Raw genomic sequence first — 18,580 nt, 5'->3', positions numbered from 1 at the left:
GCCACCGTGGAGTTCCGCGTCCTGGGAACGGTGGCCGTCGCGACGGAGGACGGCGCGTTCCTCCCGCTCGGCCCGGCCAAGCGCCGCAGCCTGCTCGCCATGCTGCTGCTGCGCCCCAACGTCGCCGTCCCCGTGGACCGCCTCACCGACGCCCTGTGGGACGAAGAGCCACCGCTGCACTCCCGCACCGTCCTGCAAGGCCATGTGTCACGGCTTCGGGCGCTGCTCGCCGAGCACGGCGCCGAGGCGTACGGGATCGAACTGGCCACCCAGGGCCCCGCCTATGTGCTGCGGCTGCCCGAGACCCTCATCGACGCGCACCGCTTCGAGGAACTCGTCACCCTCGCCCGCGGCCGGCGCGAGCCCGGCGACGCGGTGCTCCTGCTGCGCGAGGCGCTCGCCCTGTGGCAGGGACCCGCCCTCACCGGCACCGTCACCAGTGCGCCCCTGCAAGCCGCGGCGCACACCCTGGAAGAGCTCAGGATCGCCTCCGTCGAGGCGCTCGCCGAGGCGTACGGGGAGCTCGGCGAGCACGGCCGGGCCGCCGCCGTCCTGCGCACCGAGGCCGTCGCCCACCCCCTGCGCGAACCCCTGTCGGCCGCCCTGATGCTGGCCCTGAGCCGCTCCGGGCGCCAGTCCGACGCCCTGGAGTGGTTCCACCGCACCCGCAGGCTGCTCGCCGACGAACTCGGCGTGGACCCCGGCCCGGCGCTCTGCGAGGCGTACGCCGAGATCCTCCACACCGGCACGCCCGTCACCGCTGCCGGGCCGGCTCCCGAGGAGCCCGAAACGTCGTTCGCCGTCCCGGAGTTGCTGCCCCGCAGGCCCCGCGGTTTCACCGGCCGGCACGCCGAGCTCAGCGCGCTCGGGCTCGCCGCCACCGGGGAGTACGGGGCGGTCGCGGTGGTCACCGGGGGCGCGGGCGTCGGCAAGACCGCGCTCGCCGTGCACTGGGCGCACGAGCGTCGCGCCGACTTCCCCGACGGCCGTCTCTTCGTCGACCTGTGCGGCTACAGCGACACCCCGGCCCGTCAAGTCACCGTCGTCCTGCGGGAGTTCCTGCTCGCCCTCGGCGTGCCGGTCCAGCGCATACCCGAGACCGAGGCCGGGATGGGGGCGCTCTACCGCTCGCTGACCGCCGACCACCGGATGCTGGTCGTCCTCGACAACGCCCGCGACTCCGAGCAGGTCCGCCCGCTGCTGCCGGGCGGCGACCACTGCGTCACCCTGGTCACCAGCCGCGACCGGCTCGGCGGGCTCGTCGCCTCCGACGCCGCGCGCCCGGTCCGCCTCGACGAACTGCCCGCCGCCGACTGCACCGCCCTGCTCGGCGCCGTCCTCGGCGAGAACCGGGTCGCCGCCGAACCCGAGGCGGCCGCCCGCCTCGCCACGCTCTGCGACGGCCTCCCGCTCGCGCTGCGCGTCACGGCCGCCCGCCTCGCCGCCCGCCCCCAGTGGACCCTCGCCGCCCTCGCCGACGAACTCGCCGACGAACAGCGCCGGTTGGGTCTGCTGCGCGTCGAGGACACCGGAGTCGCCGCGGCTCTGCACCTGACCGTGCAGCAACTGCCCGAACAGGCCCGGCGGATGTTCCGCGCGCTCGGCCTGCACACCGGTTCCGAACTCGACCGCTACACGGCGGCCGCCCTCGCAGGCTGCACCCCCGACCAGGCCGCCAGCGCCCTCGAACGCCTCGCCGCCGCCCACCTCGTCGTCGAGTCCGGCCCGCACGGCCCCGACGGGCGCAGCCACCCGAACTCGTACACCCTGCACGACCTCGTCCGCCTCTACGCCCGCGCGCTCGCCCCCGAGGCCGACCCGGACGGCCTGGCCCGGCTCCTCGACCACTATCTGCACACCGGCCTGGTCGCCACCGCCACCGCCGAGCCCGGCAGCCAGCCCTGCTTCGCGCCGCCCCCCGGCGCCCGCCGGCCCGCGGCGGTGCGCGAGTTCGAGGACCGCCAGGCCGCGCTCGCCTGGTACGACGCCGAACGGGCCACCCTGCGCGGGGCGGTCGCCGCCGCCGTCGCCGCCGGAATGCACGACCGCGCCTGGCGCCTCGTGCTGCTCCAGTGGCCGCTCATCCTGTGGCGGGTCCGCGACGGCTGGGTGCCGCTCCTCCAACAGGCCCTGGAATCCGCCGAGGTGGAGCAGGAGCTCGACGCGCAGTCACGCACCCGCGCCCTGCTCGGCTGGGTGCTGCACGAGGAGGGCCGCTACGACGAGGCCCTCGACCAACTGGAGAAGGCCCCCGACCTCGCCCGCCAGGCCGGCGACGCCACCAGCGAGGCCATCGCCCGCATGAACCTCGCCCTCATCCTCACTCAGTACGGCGAGGTCGACCGGGCCGGCGAACTGCTCACCCACGCCCTCGCGCTGGCCGGCCGGGCCCGCGACCGCTCCACCGAAATGCTCGCCCACCAGCACCTGGCCCGCCACCACCTCGACGCGGGCGCCCACCAGGCCGCCCTGGAACACGCCCGGTGCGGCCTGGACCTCGGGCCCTCGCCGGAGGCGATCCCGCGCCGGGTGCTGCTGCGCACCAGTTACGGCGAGGCGCTGGCCGGCCTCGGCCGCACCGAGGAGGCCAGCCGCGAGCTCACCCACGCGGCCCGCGAGGCCGACGACCACGGCTACGAGGAGGGCGCGGCGGCGGCCCGCGCCCAACTGGACGCGCTGCCCCGCGTACTCTGACCCCGGTCCGTGAGGCACTGGCCTGCGTTCCGCCCCGCGAGCCCATTAGCCAAACGATAGGCGCGCCCGCGAAGCTCTCGAATGAGCACGTCCGGTGGAAGCTCTCGGGTGAGTGCGTCCGGTGGAAGCCCTCGGGAGACTACGTCCGGTGGAGGTACTCACGGGGGAGGTACTTCCGGCGGATGTGCGTCGGGCGACGGTCCGGCAGGCTGGCCGGTGTCCGTCCGGTAATGGTGTTTCACGAGGGGATCGAAGGGCGTATGCGCGGGGTCAGGGGGAGTGGGGCCGTCGTCGGTCTCGCCGTGCTGTTCGGCGCCCTCACCGCGTGCACGGACCGCGTCCCCGCCGCCCCCACCACCTCCGCGCACACCGTGGCGCACAGCTCCCCGGCGCCCTCGGCCACCACCCCGCGCGAGCGGCCCGCGCCGTCCGTGCCCACGCCCGCCCCGAAGGCGACCGGGCAGAGCCCCTCGCCGGGGGCCGTGCCCAGTGCCGCGTCCGGTACGGCGTCGGCGACCCCGGGGCCCAGTCCCTCCGGCACGGACACCCGCACGGGCCCGTTCGGCGACGGCGGGGACGACGCCCGCGCCTTCTGCTCGCCCACCGCGCTGTCCTTCACCTTCCGCACCGCGGACGGCCCCCGCGGCCCGGGCGGTTCACGGCCCGGCGCAGACGTGCGGGCCGAGAGCGACGCCGTCCTGGTGGTCCGCAACACCTCCGGCCACACCTGTGTGCTGCACGGCGCCCCCACCCTGGCCGTCCTGGACGACAGCGGCCGCGGCGCCCCGCTCGTCTCCGCCCCCGCCAAGCCGTTCGCGAAACCCTTCGCCCTGCACCCCGGGGCGAATGGGGTGGCCCGGGTGCACCACACCCCGCGCCGGGGCTGCGCCGCCCGCGGCTCGGCGGTGCGGGTGACGCTGCCCGGCTCCGACACGGCGATCACCGTGGCGGTCCTGGACGCGCACGGGCGCCCGGCCGCGCTGCCCCTGTGCGGGCCGGCCCCGCGGACCGGCCCGTTCAAGCCGGGCTTCGGCTAGGCGCCCTCGGCCGCCCGGTCCATCCCGGCCAGCACCAGCGGCAGCCGCGCCGCGCCGCCCTCGACGATCACCACGGGGACGCCCCAGTCCTGCTGGTGGACATGGCAGGCGGGGTACTCGTTCGCCGGGTCGTCGTCGCAGGAGGCCGCCATCGCCGACACGTGCAGCACGCCCTCGCCGACCTCCGGGTTCAGGGCGAGCTCGCGCGCGAGGTCGGTGCCGGTGCCCTCACCGGTGAGCAGCAGCTCGGGCGGCGTCGAGGAGACCAGGAGCCGGGTCGATGGCCCGTAGCGGGTGTCCAGCTTCTGCCCTGCGGGCGCCTGGAACACCACGTCCAACTGGAGCCTGCCCGGGGCGACTTCGGTCGCCGCGCGCTGGGTGCGGTGGGCCACCGCCTCGACCCGTACGGCCTCCTCGGGCAGCCGCAGCCGGGTCAGCCGGTGCCGCGCCGACTCGACGACGACGATGTCGTCACCGACCAGTACCGCATCGCTCGGCTCCCTCAAGTCCGTTGCCAGCGTGGTCACTTGACCGCTCGCCGGGTCGTAGCGGCGCAGCGCGTGGTTGTAGGTGTCCGACACGGCGACCGAACCGTCCGGCAGCGCGGTGACGCCGAGCGGGTGCTGGAGCAGCCCCTGCGCGGCGTCGCCGTCGCGGTGCCCGAAGTCGAACAGGCCGGTGCCGACGGCGGTGTGCACCGCGCCCTCGGTGTCGACGTACCGCAGCGCCGAGGTCTCGGAGTCGGCGACCCAGAGCCGGTCCTCGGTGGCCGCGAGCCCGGAGGGCTGGGCGAACCAGGCCTCGGCGCCGGGCCCGTCCACCAGGCCCTCGTTGGTGGTGCCGGCCGCCACCTCGACGGTCTTCGTCTCCGGGTCGTACGTCCACAGCTGGTGCACCCCGGCCATGGCGATCCACACCTTGCCCCGCCACCAGGCCACGTCCCACGGCGAGGAGAGGTCCACCTCAAGGGCGGGTCCGGAGGTGGGGCGGCCCTGCCACCACTGGGTGCCGGTACCGGCGAGCAGCTCGATCTCCCCGCTCACCGGGTCGAAGCGGCGCAGCGCGTGGTGCACCGTGTCGGCGACGACCACCGTGCCGTCGGGGAGCAGCGCGAGGCCCTGCGGCTCCTTGAACCGGCCCTCCCCGCCGATCCGGCGTACGACGGTCTCCCCGTCGGGGGCGAGCTCGACGAGCTGGTGGCGGGTGGTGTCGGACACCAGGAAGTTCCCGCTGGGCAGGGCGATCGCCTTGCCGGGGAAGCGCAGGTCGCTCGCGACGGGCTCCGGCGGCACATAGGGGCCGTCCCCGCGCCGCAGCGTCCCCTTCGCGCCGTGCTCGGCCTCCAGCTCCTCGACGAGGCGCTCGATGGCGTGGGCGTGGCCCTCACCGGCGTGCTGGGCGACGACGTACCCCTCGGGGTCGATCACCACGAGGGTGGGCCAGGCCCGCACCGCGTACTGCTTCCAGGTGGCCAGCTCCGGGTCGTCCAGGACCGGGTGCTCCACGCCGTACCGCTCCACGGCGTCCACGACCGCCCGGTGCTCGGCCTCGTGCACGAACTTCGGCGAGTGCACGCCGACGATCACCAGGGTGTCCCGGTGCTTCTCCTCCAGCTCGCGCAGCTCGTCGAGGACGTGCAGGCAGTTGATGCAGCAGAACGTCCAGAAGTCGAGGATCACGATGCGGCCGCGCAGCTCGGCGAGGCTCAGCTCCTTCCCGCCGGTGTTCAGCCAGCCGCCCTTGCCGATCAGCTCGGGGGCGCGGACTCGGGCGCGGCGGGGGGTGGGGACGGGGGCGTCGTTCATGGTTCAAGCTTGCCATCCCGGTATGAACAGCTTGTGTCGCCGTTCGGCGGGCCCCGGGTCGGGCTGGATGGTTCCGGCCCTCCTGGGGCTCCGCCCCAGACCCCGTTCGCGCCTGAACGGCGCTCGTCCTCAATCGCCGGACAGGCTGAAGGTGCCCCAGCACCGAGCACTTAAGGGGCGCGAGGAACTGCGCGCCCAGCCACCCACGGCCCGCAGACGAAAACGGGTTTTGGGGGCGCGGGGAACTGCGCGCCCAGCCACGCACGGTCCGCGGACGAAAACGGGGTTTAAGGGGCGCGGGGAACTGCGCGAAGAGCGGGCACGGTCCGCAGGGTCAGGGGGTTGAGGGGCGAGGGGGCCGGGGGGCTACAGGACGCGGTCTCGTAGGGCCGGGAAGGTCGCCCGGGTCTCCGCGACCTTCCCCGGCGCGAGGTCCACCACCAGGACCTCCTCCCCCGCCCCCGCCTCCGCGAGCACCTCCCCCCACGGATCCACCACCACACTGCGCCCCGCCTGCTCCACCCCCGCATGCGTCCCCGCCGTCCCGCAGGCCAGTACATACGCCTGGTTCTCGACCGCACGGGCCCGCGCCAGCAGCGTCCAGTGGGCGCGGCGCCGTTCGGGCCAGCCGGCCGGGATCACGAAGGCCTGGGCGCCCGCGTCGACCAGACCCCGGAAGAGTTCGGGGAAGCGCAGGTCGTAACAGGTCGCGAGGCCCAGCGTGAGCTCGGGCAGCGGCACGGTGACGAGCCGGTCGCCCGCGCCCATCAGAACCGCCTCGCCCTTGTCGAAGCCGAACCGGTGGATCTTGCGGTAGCTGTGCGCGAGTGCGCCGTCGGGCGAGAAGACGAGGGAGGTGTTGTACAGCACGCCGTCCTCGCCCCGCTCCGGGACGGAGCCCGCGTGGAGCCAGACACCGGCGTCCCGGGCCGCCTCGGACATGGCCCGCGCGGTCGGCCCGTCGAGCTTCTCGGCCTCGTCGCCGAAGAGTTCGTAGGCGAAGGCGCCGGTCGTCCACAGCTCGGGGAGCACGACCAGATCGCTGCCCCGCTGCTCGCGGACGAGCGAACCCGCGCGTTCGCGGCGGGAATTGACGGACTCGCCGGGGTCGACGTCGATCTGGATGAGGGAAGCGCGCACAGTACCACCGTCCTGGCCTTCGAGCCGTCAGCACTACGGGAGACAGCCTACGATCGTCACACGAAAGCACTGCCGGGGTGCTGCCCGGCAGCGTAACTTAGCGACCAAGCCTCCCACGCAGTCCCGCAGTCCAGCCCGCGTACAAGAACCGCCGAGGGGTCCCGTGACCGTCCATCCCAGCCTTCAGACCTACGCCGATGCCTGGACCCACTCCATCGAGGCGATATCCGAGCTGGTGCAGCCGCTCGTCGAAGGCGAGTGGAACCGGCCCACCCCGTGCCCCAACTGGTCGGTGCGGGACATCGTGTCGCACATCATCGGCATGGAGTGCGAGCAGCTGGGCGATCCCCGGCCGATCCACACCCTGCCGCGCGACATCTTCCATGTGCAGACCGAGTTCGCCCGCTACATGGAGATGCAGGTCGATGTGCGCCGCCACCACACGGCGCCGGAGATGACCTCCGAGCTGGAGTACACGATCATTCGCCGGGCACGTCAGCTGCGCAACGAGAACCGCGACCCGGACACCAAGGTGCGGGCGCCGCTCGGCGCGGAGCAGACGCTGGAACTGGCGCTGCGGATGCGGGCGTTCGATGTGTGGGTGCACGAGCAGGACCTGCGCTGGGCGCTGAACAAGCCGGGGAACCTGGACTCCCCGGGCGCGTACGTGGCCCGCGACATCCTGCTGCACACGCTGCCCCGGGTCGTCGCCAAGGACGCGGGCGCGCCGCCCAACTCGGCGGTGGTCTTCGACATCCACGGCCCGCTGGAGTTCCTGCGCACGGTACGGGTGGACGCGGACGGGCACGGCACCATCGACGGCGCGCCCTCGCTCGGCCCGCTCGTCACCCTCGCCATGGACTGGGAGACCTTCCTGCGTCTGGCCTGCGGCCGGGTCCGTCCGCACGCGGTGGCCGACCGCGTCAAGGCGGAGGGCGACCAGGCACTGGCCGACGCCATCCTGCGGCACTTCGCGGTCACGCCGTAAGCCACCGCGCTGTGTGGTGGGCGCCTATACCGGCACGTGGACCGCTTCCACTCTGCTCGCCACCAGCCGCTCCCGTTCGCGACGCTGGGCCCGCCTGCGCAGCCGCAGGATCTGGACGATGCCCAGCGCCTCCAGGACGAACACCGACGAGAAGGCGACGCGGTAGTTGTCGCCGGTCGCGTCGAGCAGCACGCCCACCGCGAGCAGCGTCGTCATCGAGGCGATGAAGCCGCCCATGTTGGTGATCCCGGAGGCGGTGCCCTGGCGTTCCGGCGGGTTGGCGGGGCGGGAGAAGTCGAAGCCGATCATCGAGGCGGGGCCACACGCTCCCAGGACCAGACAGAGTGTGACCAGCAGCCACATCGGGGCGTGGACGCCCGGGTAGGCGATGGTCGCGGCCCATAGCAGGGCGGTCGCCCCTATGGTGCCGAGCGCCAGGGGCAGCCGGGCCGCATGGTGGCGGGCTATGAGCTGGCCGAACACCAGGCCCACGACCATGTTGGAGAGCACCACCAGGGTCAGCAGTCCCCCGGCCGCGCCCCGGTCGAGGCCCTGGGCCTCGACGAGGAACGGCATCCCCCACAGCAGCAGGAACACCATGGCGGGGAACTGCGTCGTGAAGTGCACCCACATGCCGAGGCGGGTACCGGGCTCGCGCCAGGACTCGGCGATCTGACGGCGGACGAACGCGGCCCCCGCGTGATGGGCGGGCGGCGGCTCATGGCCCTCGGGGTGGTCGCGCAGGAACGCGAGCAGCAGGACCAGCACGACGACCCCGGCGAGCGAGCTGCCCGCGAAGGTCGCCGTCCAGCCGAAGTGGTGCAGGGCGCGGGCGATGACGAGGGTGGACACCAGGTTGCCGGCCATGCCGAACAACGCGGCGACCTGCCCGATCATCGGGCCGTGCTTGGGCGGGAACCAGCGCGAGCCGAGCCGCAGCACGCTGATGAAGGTCATCGCGTCACCGCAGCCGAGCAGCGCCCGGGAGGCGAGCGCGGTGCCGTACGAGGGAGACAGGGCGAAGCCGAGCTGCCCGACGGTGAACAGGGCGGTCCCGAGCACCAGGACCTTCTTGGTGCCGAGCCGGTCGACCATGAGGCCGACGGGTATCTGCATGCCCGCGTAGACAAGGAGTTGGAGGATGGAGAAGGTGGACAGCGCCGAGGCGTTGACGTGGAAGCGGTCGGCGGCGTCGAGGCCCGCGACGCCGAGCGAGGTGCGGAAGATGACGGCGACGAAGTAGACGCCGACGCCTATGCCCCACACGAACGCGGCGCGGCGCCCGCCCAGCGTCCGCGGCGCGGGCGTTCCCGCTGAACTCATCGGTCGTCCCCCCTGACCAAAACCTTGACCCAGCGCAGATGTTGGCGCACACAGTGCGCGGCCCGCTCGCCGTCTCCGGCCCTGATCGCCGCCAGCATCTCCTCGTGCTCGGCGATGTTCTTGGCGACGCGGTCGGGCTGGGCGTGCATCACGGCGACGCCCATGCGCAGTTGGCGGTCCCGCATCTGGTCGTAGAGCCGGGACAGGATCGCGTTCCCGGCGTTGCTCACGATCTCGGCGTGGAAGCAGCGGTCGCTGACGGCGACGGCGGCCAGGTCTCCGGCGTCGGCGTGCGCCTTCTGCTCGGCCAGGAGTTCCTCCAGGCGCCGGATCAGACGGTCCGGCGCGGGTACGGCCCGGCGGGCCGCGAACTCCTCGACGAGCAGCCGGGTTTCGACCACGTCGGCGGTCTCCTGCGCGGAGACGGCGAGCACGAGGGCGCCCTTCTTCGGGTAGAGCTTGAGCAGCCCCTCGACTTCGAGCTTGAGCAGCGCTTCGCGCACCGGCGTCCGCGACACCCCGACCGCCTCGGCCAGCTCCCCCTCGGTGAGCAGCGTGCCGCCCGCGTACCGGCGGTCGAGCACCGCCTGCTTGACGTACAGGTAGACCCGGTCGGCGGCGGGCGGCTGCTTGGTGGCGGGGGCCGGGGCGGAAGGCATGCGCACAGGATAGATACAACAGGGGTGCATCAGAAAGCACCGTCCGGATCGCGGGACGACGCCCTAGGCGGCGGGCGCTTCGACCCCTTTCAGGGCGCACCCCCGGGGCAGCCGGGGAAAGTCCTGGAGCTGGTACGGGGTCGCGGCGCCGCCCTCGACCTTGGTCCTCAGCCGGGGCGCGGTGCCGTACGGCGTGAGGATCTCGGCACGGATGCCCGCGGAGGGCGGCGCCGCGGGGTGGGCGCGATCGAGGGTGCCGAGGCCGGGGAGGGGCCGGCCCGGGCCGTCCTTGAAGGCGACCCTGGGTCCTGCGGGGCTCAGGGTCAGCAGCGCGGAGACGCCGGCGCCGATGGACACCTCCCGGGAGGCGGTGCAGGCCGTGCCACCGCCGAGGGCGCCCGTGGGAGACGCGAGGGCGTCGGGCCGGGTCGCGGCGGCCGGGTCCGGAAGGCCCGCCGAGAAGGGCCCCACGGGAGGCGGGGGCGCGGCCGGTCGGGTCGCGGCGGCCGGGTTGTGCGCGGCCGCCGAGAAGGGCCTCACGGGTGGCGCGGAGGCGCCGTGCCGGTGCCCGGCGGCCGGGTCGAGGAGGGCCGCGGTGCAGATGGCCGCGGCGATCGTGGCGCCGAGTGCGACGCGGGCGCGTGGCCTCATGAACGGCTCCCCTCGGGCCTCGGGACGCTCCCCTTCACTCTCCGGCCGACGCCCGCCCCTGTCCACCGGGGCCCGCCCGGACGCGCCCCGGCCCCCGGTGCGCGAGGTGCGCGCCGGGGGCCGGGGGAGCGGTCGGGTGCGGGGTGCGCACCGGGGACCGAGGGGCGGTCAGGCCCAGGTGATGAGCCGCTTCGGCTGCTCCAGGACCGCCGCCACATCGGCGAGGACCTTCGAGCCGAGCTCGCCGTCGACCAGGCGGTGGTCGAAGGAGAGCGCGAGCGTGGTGACCTGGCGCGGCTTGACCTTGCCCTTGTGCACCCAGGGCTGGAGCTTGATCGCGCCGACCGCCAGGATCGCGGCCTCACCCGGGTTCAGGATCGGGGTGCCGGTGTCCACGCCGAACACGCCGACGTTGGTGATGGTCACCGTGCCGCCCGACATCGCGGCGGGCGACGTCTTGCCCTCGCGGGCCGTCGCCACCAACTCGCCCAGCGACTGCGCGAGTTGAGGCAGCGTCTTGTCGTGGGCGTCCTTGATGTTCGGGACGATCAGACCGCGCGGGGTGGCCGCCGCGATCCCCAGGTTCACATAGTGCTTGAGGACGATCTCCTGGTTCACCTCGTCCCAGGAGGCGTTGACGTCCGGGTTGCGCTTGATCGCCACGAGGAGCGCCTTGGCGATCAGGAGCAGCGGGTTGACCCGCAGGCCCGCCATGTCCTTGTCGCCCTTGAGCTCCTCGACGAGCTTCATCGTCCGCGTCACGTCGACCGTCACGAACTCCGTGACGTGCGGCGCCGTGAACGCCGAGCCGACCATGGCCTGCGCGGTCGCCTTGCGTACGCCCTTGATGGGAAGGCGCGTCTCGCGGGCGTCGGAGTGAACCGGCGCCGCCGGAGCGGGAGTTGTTTCACGTGAAACAGGGGCGTCGCCCTGGACGGACGCCGCCGGAGCGACCGCCGCGTGCACGTCCTCGCGGGTGACGATGCCGTCGGGGCCGGTCGGCACCACGGTGGCGAGGTCGATGCCGAGGTCCTTGGCGAGCTTGCGCACCGGGGGCTTGGCGAGCGGGCGGGCCGGTGCGGGCACCGAACCGTTCAGCTCGGTCTGCACGGCGCGCAGGGCCTCGGCCGGGGCCTGCTCGGGAACCGTGGCGCCCTTGCGGGGGCGGCGCTTGGTCGAAGCCTCGGAGACGCCGTAGCCCACGAGGACGGGCTGGCGGCCCTGGGGCTCCTCCTCCGCGGCGGGCGCGGCGGGCACGGCCGGTGCCACCGACCCGGCGGCCGGGGCGTCCGCCGCGTCGTCGGTCCCCGGGGCCACGTCCACGGTGATGATGGACGTGCCCACGTCCACCGTCACGCCCTCTTCGAAGTGGAGCGAGCGCACCACTCCGTCGTAGGGGATGGGGAGTTCGACGGCCGCCTTGGCGGTCTCGACCTCGCACACCACCTGGCCGTCGGTGACGGTGTCACCGGGCTGGACGTACCACTTGAGGATCTCCGCCTCGGTGAGTCCCTCGCCGACGTCCGGCATCTTGAACTCGCGGTAGCGGGCTGCGTTCTCAGTCATTGTCGTCACGACCATTCCCTCAGTACGCCAGCGAGCGGTCGACGGCGTCGAGCACCCGGTCGAGACCCGGCAGGTACTCCTCCTCCAGGCGCGCCGGCGGGTACGGGGCGTGGTAGCCGCCGACCCGGAGCACCGGGGCCTCCAGGTGGTAGAAGCAGCGCTCGGTGATCCGTGCGGCGATCTCCGCTCCGGCGCCGTAGAAGACCGGCGCCTCATGGGCGACGACCAGGCGGCCGGTGCGCTCGACGGAGGCCTGGACGGTGTCGAAGTCGATGGGCGACATCGAGCGCAGGTCCACGACCTCGATCGACTTGCCCTCTTCCTGCGCCGCGGCCGCGGCTTCGAGGCAGACCTTCACCATCGGGCCGTACGCCACCAGCGTGAGGTCCGAACCGGCGCGTACCGTACGGGCCTTGTGCAGCGGGTCCGGGATGGTCTCCGTGTCGAGCTCGCCCTTGTCCCAGTAGCGCCGCTTGGGCTCGAAGAAGATCACCGGGTCGTCGCACTGGATGGCCTGCTGCATCATCCAGTACGCGTCGGACGCGTTGGACGGGCTGACCACCTTCAAGCCCGCCACGTGCGCGAACAGCGTCTCGGGGGACTCGCTGTGGTGCTCGACCGCGCCGATGCCGCCGCCGTAGGGGATGCGGACGACGACCGGCAGCTTGATCTTGCCGAGCGCGCGGGCGTGCATCTTCGCGAGCTGGGTGACGATCTGGTCGTAGGCGGGGAAGACGAACCCGTCGAACTGGATCTCCACGACGGGCCGGTAGCCGCGCAGGGCCAGGCCGATCGCGGTGCCGACGATGCCGGACTCGGCGAGCGGGGTGTCGATGACCCGGCCCTCGCCGAAGTCCTTGAACAGGCCGTCGGTGACCCGGAAGACGCCGCCGAGCTTGCCGACGTCCTCACCCATGATCAGGACCTTGGGGTCGGTCTCCATCGCCTTGCGCAGCGACTCGTTGATCGCCTTGGCGATCGGCAACTTCTGTACGGTCATCGCTGGTTGGCCTCCCCCGCGGCGGAGCCGCCCTCGGACTCGGCCGCGAACGACGCCTGGTAGGCGGCGAACTGGGCGCGCTCCTCGTCGACGAGCGTGTGGCCGTCGGCGTAGATGTTCTCGAACATGGCCATCGGCTCGGGGTCCGGCATGGCACGGACCACCTCGCGCACCCGCTTGCCGAGCGTCTCCGACTCGGTCTCCAGCTCCTCGAAGAAGGCCGCGTCCGCGAGGCCGGCCTTCTCCAGGTAGGTGCGCAGGCGCAGGATCGGGTCCTTGGCCTCCCACGCCTCGCGCTCCTCGTCGGCCCGGTACTTCGTCGGGTCGTCGGAGGTGGTGTGGGCGCCCATCCGGTAGGTGAACGCCTCGACCAGGGTGGGTCCTTCGCCCCGGCGGGCCCGCTCCAGGGCGGAGCGCGTCACGGCCAGGCAGGCGAGGACGTCGTTGCCGTCGACCCGCACACCGGGGAAGCCGAAGCCCTGGGCGCGCTGGTAGAGCGGGACGCGCATCTGCTTCTCGGTGGGCTCGGAGATCGCCCACTGGTTGTTCTGGCAGAAGAACACGACGGGGGCGTTGTAGACGGCGGAGAAGGTGAAGGCCTCCGCCACGTCGCCCTGGCTGGACGCGCCGTCACCGAAGTAGGCGACCACGGCGCTGTCGGCACCGTCCTTGGCGACGCCCATGGCGTAGCCGGTCGCGTGCAGCGTCTGCGAGCCGATGACGATCGTGTACAGGTGGAAGTTGTTGGTGGTGGGGTCCCAGCCACCGTGGTTGACGCCGCGGAACATGCCGAGCAGGTTCGTCGGGTCGACCCCGCGACACCAGGCGACGCCGTGCTCGCGGTAGGTGGGGAAGACGTAGTCGTCGTCCCGCAGCGCACGCCCGGAGCCGATCTGCGCGGCCTCCTGGCCGAGCAGCGAGGCCCACAGGCCCAGCTCGCCCTGGCGTTGCAGCGCGGTGGCCTCGGCGTCGAACCGCCGGGTCAGGACCATGTCGCGGTAGAGCCCGCGCAGTTCATCGGCGCTCAGGTCGACGTCGTAGTCAGGGTGCTCGACCCGCTCGCCCTCGGGCGTCAGCAGCTGTACGAGCTCGGGCTCGGCGGCCGTCTTCTTGGCGCCGGCGCCGGCGGTGCGCTTGCTGCTGCGTCGCGGTTTACGCGCGGCAGTGCTCTCCACGGTCACGTGCGTGCTCCTCCGTCTGTCCGGCTCCCGGGTTCGCCGGTGAGCCTGGGGGTCCCCCCGGCTCGTCGAGAGCTGGGGAGAGGCTCGCCTGTCCGTCTCAAGTGCACGGGGGTGTGCGCGCTCGGCCGGGGATCAGGCGTGACAGGTGCCCCGGCGAGCGCCCTGCCAAAGGCACGTTACCCAGTGCTGCGCATTACTGCGAAACCCCACTTGACCTGCGATTTTGCTTGGATTTCCAAGTAAATCGAGAAACTGGGAAACAGTCGCTGGTCACAGCCTTGCAGGCCGCCGGAACAACGGCACGTTATCCCGGTCGCGGACGTTCGGGAAGGGGTCACTTATGGCACCTTCCGGCGGCCTTCGGATGAATGTGTGAGACTGATTCCGTGCGCGAAACAGGCAAAATCACCGTATTCCTGCTCGACGACCACGAGGTAGTGCGTCGCGGCGTCCACGAAATGCTCTCCGTCGAGGACGACATCGAAGTCGTCGGCGAAGCCGGCACCGCCGCGGACGCCCTGGTCAGGATCCCGGCCACCCGCCCCGATGTCGCGGTGCTCGACGTGCGCCTCCCGGACGGCAGCGGAGTAGAGGTCTGCCGGGAGATCCGTTCGCAGAACGAGGACATCAAGTGCCTGATGCTCACCTCGTTCGCCGACGACGAAGCGCTTTTCGACGCGATCATGGCCGGGGCCTCGGGATACGTCCTCAAGGCGATCCGCGGCAGTGAGCTCCTGACCGCCGTACGGGACGTCGCCGCGGGCAAGTCGCTGCTCGACCCGGTGGCCACCGCCCGGGTCCTGGAGCGGCTGCGCGACGGCGGCAAGAGCAAGGGCGACGACCGCCTCGCCAACCTCACCGACCAGGAACGCAAGATCCTCGACCTGATCGGCGAGGGCCTCACCAACCGCGTGATCGGCGAGCGCCTGCACCTCGCCGAGAAGACGATCAAGAACTACGTCTCCTCCCTGCTGTCCAAGCTCGGCATGGAACGCCGCTCCCAGGCCGCCGCGTACGTGGCCCGCATCCAGGCAGAGAAGAGCCACTGAAGGCCCACTGAAGGCCCTCGCCCGGGCGGACCGGGCCCGTTCTTTCGGGACTTTGGGCCCGCCCGAGCGGGGCGCCGGGCTCTTTCGGGGGCGTCGGCGGACGACGAGAGTGGGGGGCATGTCCTTCGAGGAAGCCCGCGCCATCGAGCTGCTCGGCCGCGTCCCCCACGGCCGGGTGGCGACCAGCATGCGCGCCCTGCCATTCGTCGCCCCCGCCCGCCACGTCGTGGTGGACGACCGCGTCCTGCTCCGTCTGCACGCGGGCCTCGGCTACCACCACGCCTGCCTGGGCAGCGTGGTCGCGTACGGCGCGGACAACCTCAGCACGGGTGAACCGCACGTGTGGTCGGTGCAGTTCACCGGCACCGCCGAGCCCTTCGAGCCGACGCCCGAGCAGCGCGGGCTCTTCGGCGCGGACCCGTGCGCCGTGGACGGCGAGCCCTTCGACCCCGTCTACATGCGAATCGAACCCCAGTTCGTGACGGTTCATTCGCTGGACTACTCCACAGAGCGCCGACTCCAACACGTTGCGTGATCTAACATCTGTGGGGTGCCGCGCTCATCTGCAACTCCACCCGTGGGCGCCCTGCTGCGCCGCTACGCATCACCCGGTGAGCCGCTCTCCTGCGAACGGGTCGCCCAGGGCCTGCTGAACCGCGGTTACCGGCTCGCCACCACCCGCGGCGACTACTTCCTCAAGCACCACCTGGACGGCGACCACGAGGCCATCGCCCGCCAGCACCGCGCGACCGAACGCCTCCAGGCCCTGGGGGTCCCGGTCGCCCCGCCCGTCCCCGCCGCCGACGGCGACACCGTCGCGGTGATCGGCGGCGACTGCTACGCCCTGCACCCCTGGGTCCAGGGCAGCCACCGCGACGGCGCCCAGCTCTGCGCCGTGGAATCCCGCCGGCTCGGCGCCCTGCTCGGGCTGGTGCACACCTGCCTGGCGCAGGTCATGGACCCCGACGTGCCGCAGGCCGAACACCGCAGCGCCGACCCCGTGAACACCCTCGCCCTCATCGACGACCTGGTCGCCCGGGCCCGCCGGCACGAGCCGCGGGACGCCTTCGACGAACTCGCCGAACACCGCCTCCTGGAGCGCCGGGTCCTGCTCGGCCTGCACGCCCACCGCCGCCCCGCGACCCCCGTGACGGGCGCCTGGGTGCACGGCGACTTCCACCCGCTGAACCTGCTGTACCGGGGCGAGGGCCGCTCGGCCGAGCCCGCCGCGATCGTCGACTGGGACCGGCTCGGCGTCCAGCCCCGCGCCGAGGAGGCCGTCCGGGCCGCGGCGATCTTCTTCGTCCGCCCCTCGGGCGAGCTGGAACTGGCGAAGGTACGGGCCTACGCGCGGGCCTACCGGCGGGCCGCCGGGGCCGACGCCGAGGAGCTGGCGGCCGCCGTGCACCGGGTGTGGTGGGAGCGGCTCAACGACTTCTGGATCCTGCGCTGGCGCTACCAGCTCCACGACCGAAGGGCCGACCCGCAGTTTCCTGCGGCGTCGGCCCTGGCGGTCTGGTGGACCCGCGAGTACGAGGCGGTGTGCGAGGCCTTCGCGGGGTGAGACGGGGTGCGGCGGGGGTCGGCGGGTCAGGGGCTCGGCGTACCGCCGGGGCCGGACGTGGTGCCTTGGGTGGTGCCCTTGCTGGTACCCGTCGTCGTGCCTTCGGTGGTGCCCTTGCTCGTGCCCGTCGTGGTGCCCTCGGTCGTGCCCTTGCTGGTCCCGGTCGTCGTGCCCTCGGTGGTGCCCTTGCTGGTGCCCGTCGAGGTGCCGTCGGTCGTGCCTTCGGTGGTGCCTTCGCTGGTGCCCGTCGACGTGCCGTCGGTCGTCCCCTGGTCCGTGCCCGGGGAGTGCGAGGACTGCGACTTGCTTGGCGACGGCGAGGCCGAGCGCGAGCGGTGACGCGAGGGGGACTCGCCGTTGCCGCTCGTGCTGCTGCCGTACGTCTGGCCCTGACTGGTGCCCGGCGTGTCCGGCGTCGAGGGAGTGTCCGACTGGGAGACCGACGGCGAGGTCTTCGGCGTGTTGGAGGTCTTGCCGCCACCGCCGGAGCCCGAACCCGAGCCCTGGGTGGCGCTCAGCGCGAACGCGACACCCACAGCGATCGCCACGATCGCGAGCACCACGAACAGCACCATCTTGCCGCTGCGGCCACCGCCGCCCTGCTTGTGGCCGCCGTGGTCGTAGCCGTCGTACCCGCCGTCGTTCGGGTTCATCGGCGGCAGCATCGGGCCGCCGAACTGCGAGGTCTCCCCGTGCACGGGATGGCCCATGACCGACGTCGCACCGGCGGTGCCCATCGCCGGGGTGTGGGCGCCCTCGTGCATCAGCTCGACCGGGCCGGTGTTCCAGGTGCCGGTGTGGCCGCCCTGCGCCTGGAGCATCTGCAAGCCGTACTGGACCAGGCCGCGCATCTCCTCGGCGGACTGGAAACGGTCGTCCGGGTCCTTGGCGAGAGAACGCATGACGAGGCCGTCGAGTTCCGGCGGCGCCACATGGGCCGCCTGCGAGGGCGGCACCGGCATGTCCTGGACGTGCTGGTAGACCACGCTCAGCGGCGTCTCGCCGATGAACGGGGGCCGCAGCGCGAGGAGTTCGTACAGCAGACAACCCGTGGCGTACAGGTCGGAGCGGTGGTCGACGGCCTTGCCGAGCGCCTGCTCGGGCGAGAGGTACTGCGGCGTGCCCATGACCATGCCGGTCTGGGTCATCGTCGACTGGGCACCGTGCAGGGCCCGCGCGATGCCGAAGTCCATCACCTTGACCGCGCCGGTGTCCGTGATGATCACGTTGGCGGGCTTGATGTCCCGGTGCACGATGCCGTGCTGGTGCGAGTAGGCCAGCGCCTCCAGAACACCGGACACGATGATCAGCGCCTGCTCCGGCGGCGGGGCATCCGCGTCCACCAACAGGTCGCGGATGGTGCGGCCCTCGACGAGCTCCATGACGATGTACGGGACGGTCCGGCCGCCCACGACGTCCTCACCGGAGTCGTACACCGCCACCACCGCGTGGTGGTTGAGACCGGCCACCGACTGCGCCTCACGCGTGAAGCGCGCCTTGGACACCGGGTCCTCGGCGAGATCGGCACGGAGCAGCTTCACGGCGACGGTACGGCCGAGGCGTACGTCCTCGGCGGCGAACACCTCCGCCATGCCACCGCGGCCGAGCCGGTGGGTCAGGCGGTACCGGCCGTCGCCGACGAGGCCGCCGACCCAGGACTCGTGGTCCTGACCATCGGCCATCCCGGCGCCGTTTCCGTCGGGTTCGGGTGCCATCAGTCCTCGCCGTCGTATCTGGCCGCGTCCGCGGTCTTCCTTGGGGTCTTCCGTCGTGCGCCACCGCTGGTCGTGCAGTAGTGCACGCTACAGCGTTCACGCGGGGCGCCGGTCCGGGATGGACCGGCCATCCAATCGGTTCCGCGTGCACCCATGCAAATCCCGTACGTTTTCCATGCTGTTCCTGTAACGCTTGCGAGACTCTTCC

Annotated in this window: 15 protein-coding genes; 6 read left to right on the top strand and 9 right to left on the bottom strand. The window is 72.6% G+C overall.

Going from position 1 to position 18,580, the window contains the following annotated elements; genetic code table 11:
* Positions 1-6 precede the first annotated feature (6 nt).
* Together DWB77_RS19770 and DWB77_RS19765 are read left to right on the top strand one after the other, a co-directional pair.
* Entirely contained in the window at positions 7-2,694 is a 2,688-nt protein-coding gene (locus DWB77_RS19770; protein ID WP_120722501.1) for an AfsR/SARP family transcriptional regulator, read from the top strand.
* A gap of 260 nt (positions 2,695-2,954) precedes the next feature.
* The gene (locus tag DWB77_RS19765; RefSeq protein WP_120722500.1) at positions 2,955-3,731 is read left to right on the top strand and encodes a DUF4232 domain-containing protein; all 777 of its coding nucleotides are present in this window, start codon (positions 2,955-2,957) and stop codon (positions 3,729-3,731) included.
* Here the strand turns inward: DWB77_RS19765 and DWB77_RS19760 are convergent.
* Positions 3,728-5,536 carry an NHL domain-containing thioredoxin family protein gene (locus tag DWB77_RS19760; protein WP_120722499.1) on the bottom strand — a complete coding sequence of 603 codons (1,809 nt, stop codon included), beginning with the start codon at positions 5,534-5,536 and terminating at the stop codon, positions 3,728-3,730. The genes DWB77_RS19765 and DWB77_RS19760 overlap by 4 nt on opposite strands.
* Before the next feature lie 366 nt (positions 5,537-5,902).
* Positions 5,903-6,676, bottom strand: a complete 774-nt coding sequence (locus tag DWB77_RS19755; RefSeq protein WP_120722498.1) for a carbon-nitrogen family hydrolase — start codon at positions 6,674-6,676, stop codon at positions 5,903-5,905.
* A 163-nt stretch (positions 6,677-6,839) separates the two neighbouring features.
* Here DWB77_RS19755 and DWB77_RS19750 point away from each other — a divergent pair, with 163 nt between their 5' ends.
* The gene (locus tag DWB77_RS19750) at positions 6,840-7,664 is read left to right on the top strand and encodes a maleylpyruvate isomerase family mycothiol-dependent enzyme (protein WP_120722497.1); all 825 of its coding nucleotides are present in this window, start codon (positions 6,840-6,842) and stop codon (positions 7,662-7,664) included.
* Between the two features lie 24 nt (positions 7,665-7,688).
* On the opposite strand, the gene DWB77_RS19745 is transcribed toward DWB77_RS19750, so the two are convergent.
* The 6 genes from DWB77_RS19745 to pdhA form a co-directional block, all read right to left on the bottom strand.
* Positions 7,689-8,987: an MFS transporter gene (locus DWB77_RS19745; RefSeq protein ID WP_120722496.1), complete on the bottom strand. Its 1,299-nt coding sequence runs from the start codon at positions 8,985-8,987 to the stop codon at positions 7,689-7,691.
* Positions 8,984-9,646 (bottom strand): GntR family transcriptional regulator, encoded by a 663-nt coding sequence (locus DWB77_RS19740; RefSeq protein WP_174248587.1) that lies wholly within the window; start codon positions 9,644-9,646, stop codon positions 8,984-8,986. The genes DWB77_RS19745 and DWB77_RS19740 overlap by 4 nt, the downstream gene beginning before the upstream one ends.
* 63 nt (positions 9,647-9,709) lie before the next feature.
* Entirely contained in the window at positions 9,710-10,297 is a 588-nt protein-coding gene (locus tag DWB77_RS19735; RefSeq protein ID WP_120722494.1) for a hypothetical protein, read from the bottom strand.
* Positions 10,298-10,465: 168 nt separating this feature from the next.
* Positions 10,466-11,872 (bottom strand): dihydrolipoamide acetyltransferase family protein, encoded by a 1,407-nt coding sequence (locus tag DWB77_RS19730; protein ID WP_120727992.1) that lies wholly within the window; start codon positions 11,870-11,872, stop codon positions 10,466-10,468.
* A 10-nt stretch (positions 11,873-11,882) separates the two neighbouring features.
* Positions 11,883-12,863: an alpha-ketoacid dehydrogenase subunit beta gene (locus DWB77_RS19725; RefSeq protein WP_120722493.1), complete on the bottom strand. Its 981-nt coding sequence runs from the start codon at positions 12,861-12,863 to the stop codon at positions 11,883-11,885.
* Complete coding sequence (pdhA, locus tag DWB77_RS19720) at positions 12,860-14,044, bottom strand: pyruvate dehydrogenase (acetyl-transferring) E1 component subunit alpha (protein WP_120722492.1); 1,185 nt, start codon at positions 14,042-14,044, stop codon at positions 12,860-12,862. Before pdhA ends, DWB77_RS19725 begins: the two co-directional genes overlap by 4 nt.
* A 386-nt stretch (positions 14,045-14,430) precedes the next feature.
* Between pdhA and DWB77_RS19715 the strand changes: the two genes are divergently transcribed.
* The 3 genes from DWB77_RS19715 (at position 14,431) to DWB77_RS19705 (ending at position 16,657) form a co-directional block, all read left to right on the top strand.
* Positions 14,431-15,093, top strand: coding sequence for a response regulator (locus DWB77_RS19715; protein ID WP_120722491.1), 663 nt, complete (start codon positions 14,431-14,433; stop codon positions 15,091-15,093).
* Between the two features lie 118 nt (positions 15,094-15,211).
* Entirely contained in the window at positions 15,212-15,628 is a 417-nt protein-coding gene (locus tag DWB77_RS19710) for a pyridoxamine 5'-phosphate oxidase family protein (RefSeq protein ID WP_120722490.1), read from the top strand.
* 15 nt (positions 15,629-15,643) lie between these two features.
* Complete coding sequence (locus tag DWB77_RS19705) at positions 15,644-16,657, top strand: phosphotransferase (protein WP_120722489.1); 1,014 nt, start codon at positions 15,644-15,646, stop codon at positions 16,655-16,657.
* A 26-nt stretch (positions 16,658-16,683) separates the two neighbouring features.
* On the opposite strand, the gene DWB77_RS19700 is transcribed toward DWB77_RS19705, so the two are convergent.
* Positions 16,684-18,372 (bottom strand): protein kinase domain-containing protein, encoded by a 1,689-nt coding sequence (locus DWB77_RS19700; protein WP_120722488.1) that lies wholly within the window; start codon positions 18,370-18,372, stop codon positions 16,684-16,686.
* Between the last annotated feature and the right edge of the window lie 208 nt (positions 18,373-18,580).

It is taken from the genome of Streptomyces hundungensis, assembly GCF_003627815.1.
In the GTDB taxonomy this organism is placed as follows: Bacteria; Actinomycetota; Actinomycetes; order Streptomycetales; family Streptomycetaceae; genus Streptomyces; species Streptomyces hundungensis_A.
This window is presented reverse-complemented; position numbering and strand designations above follow the sequence as displayed.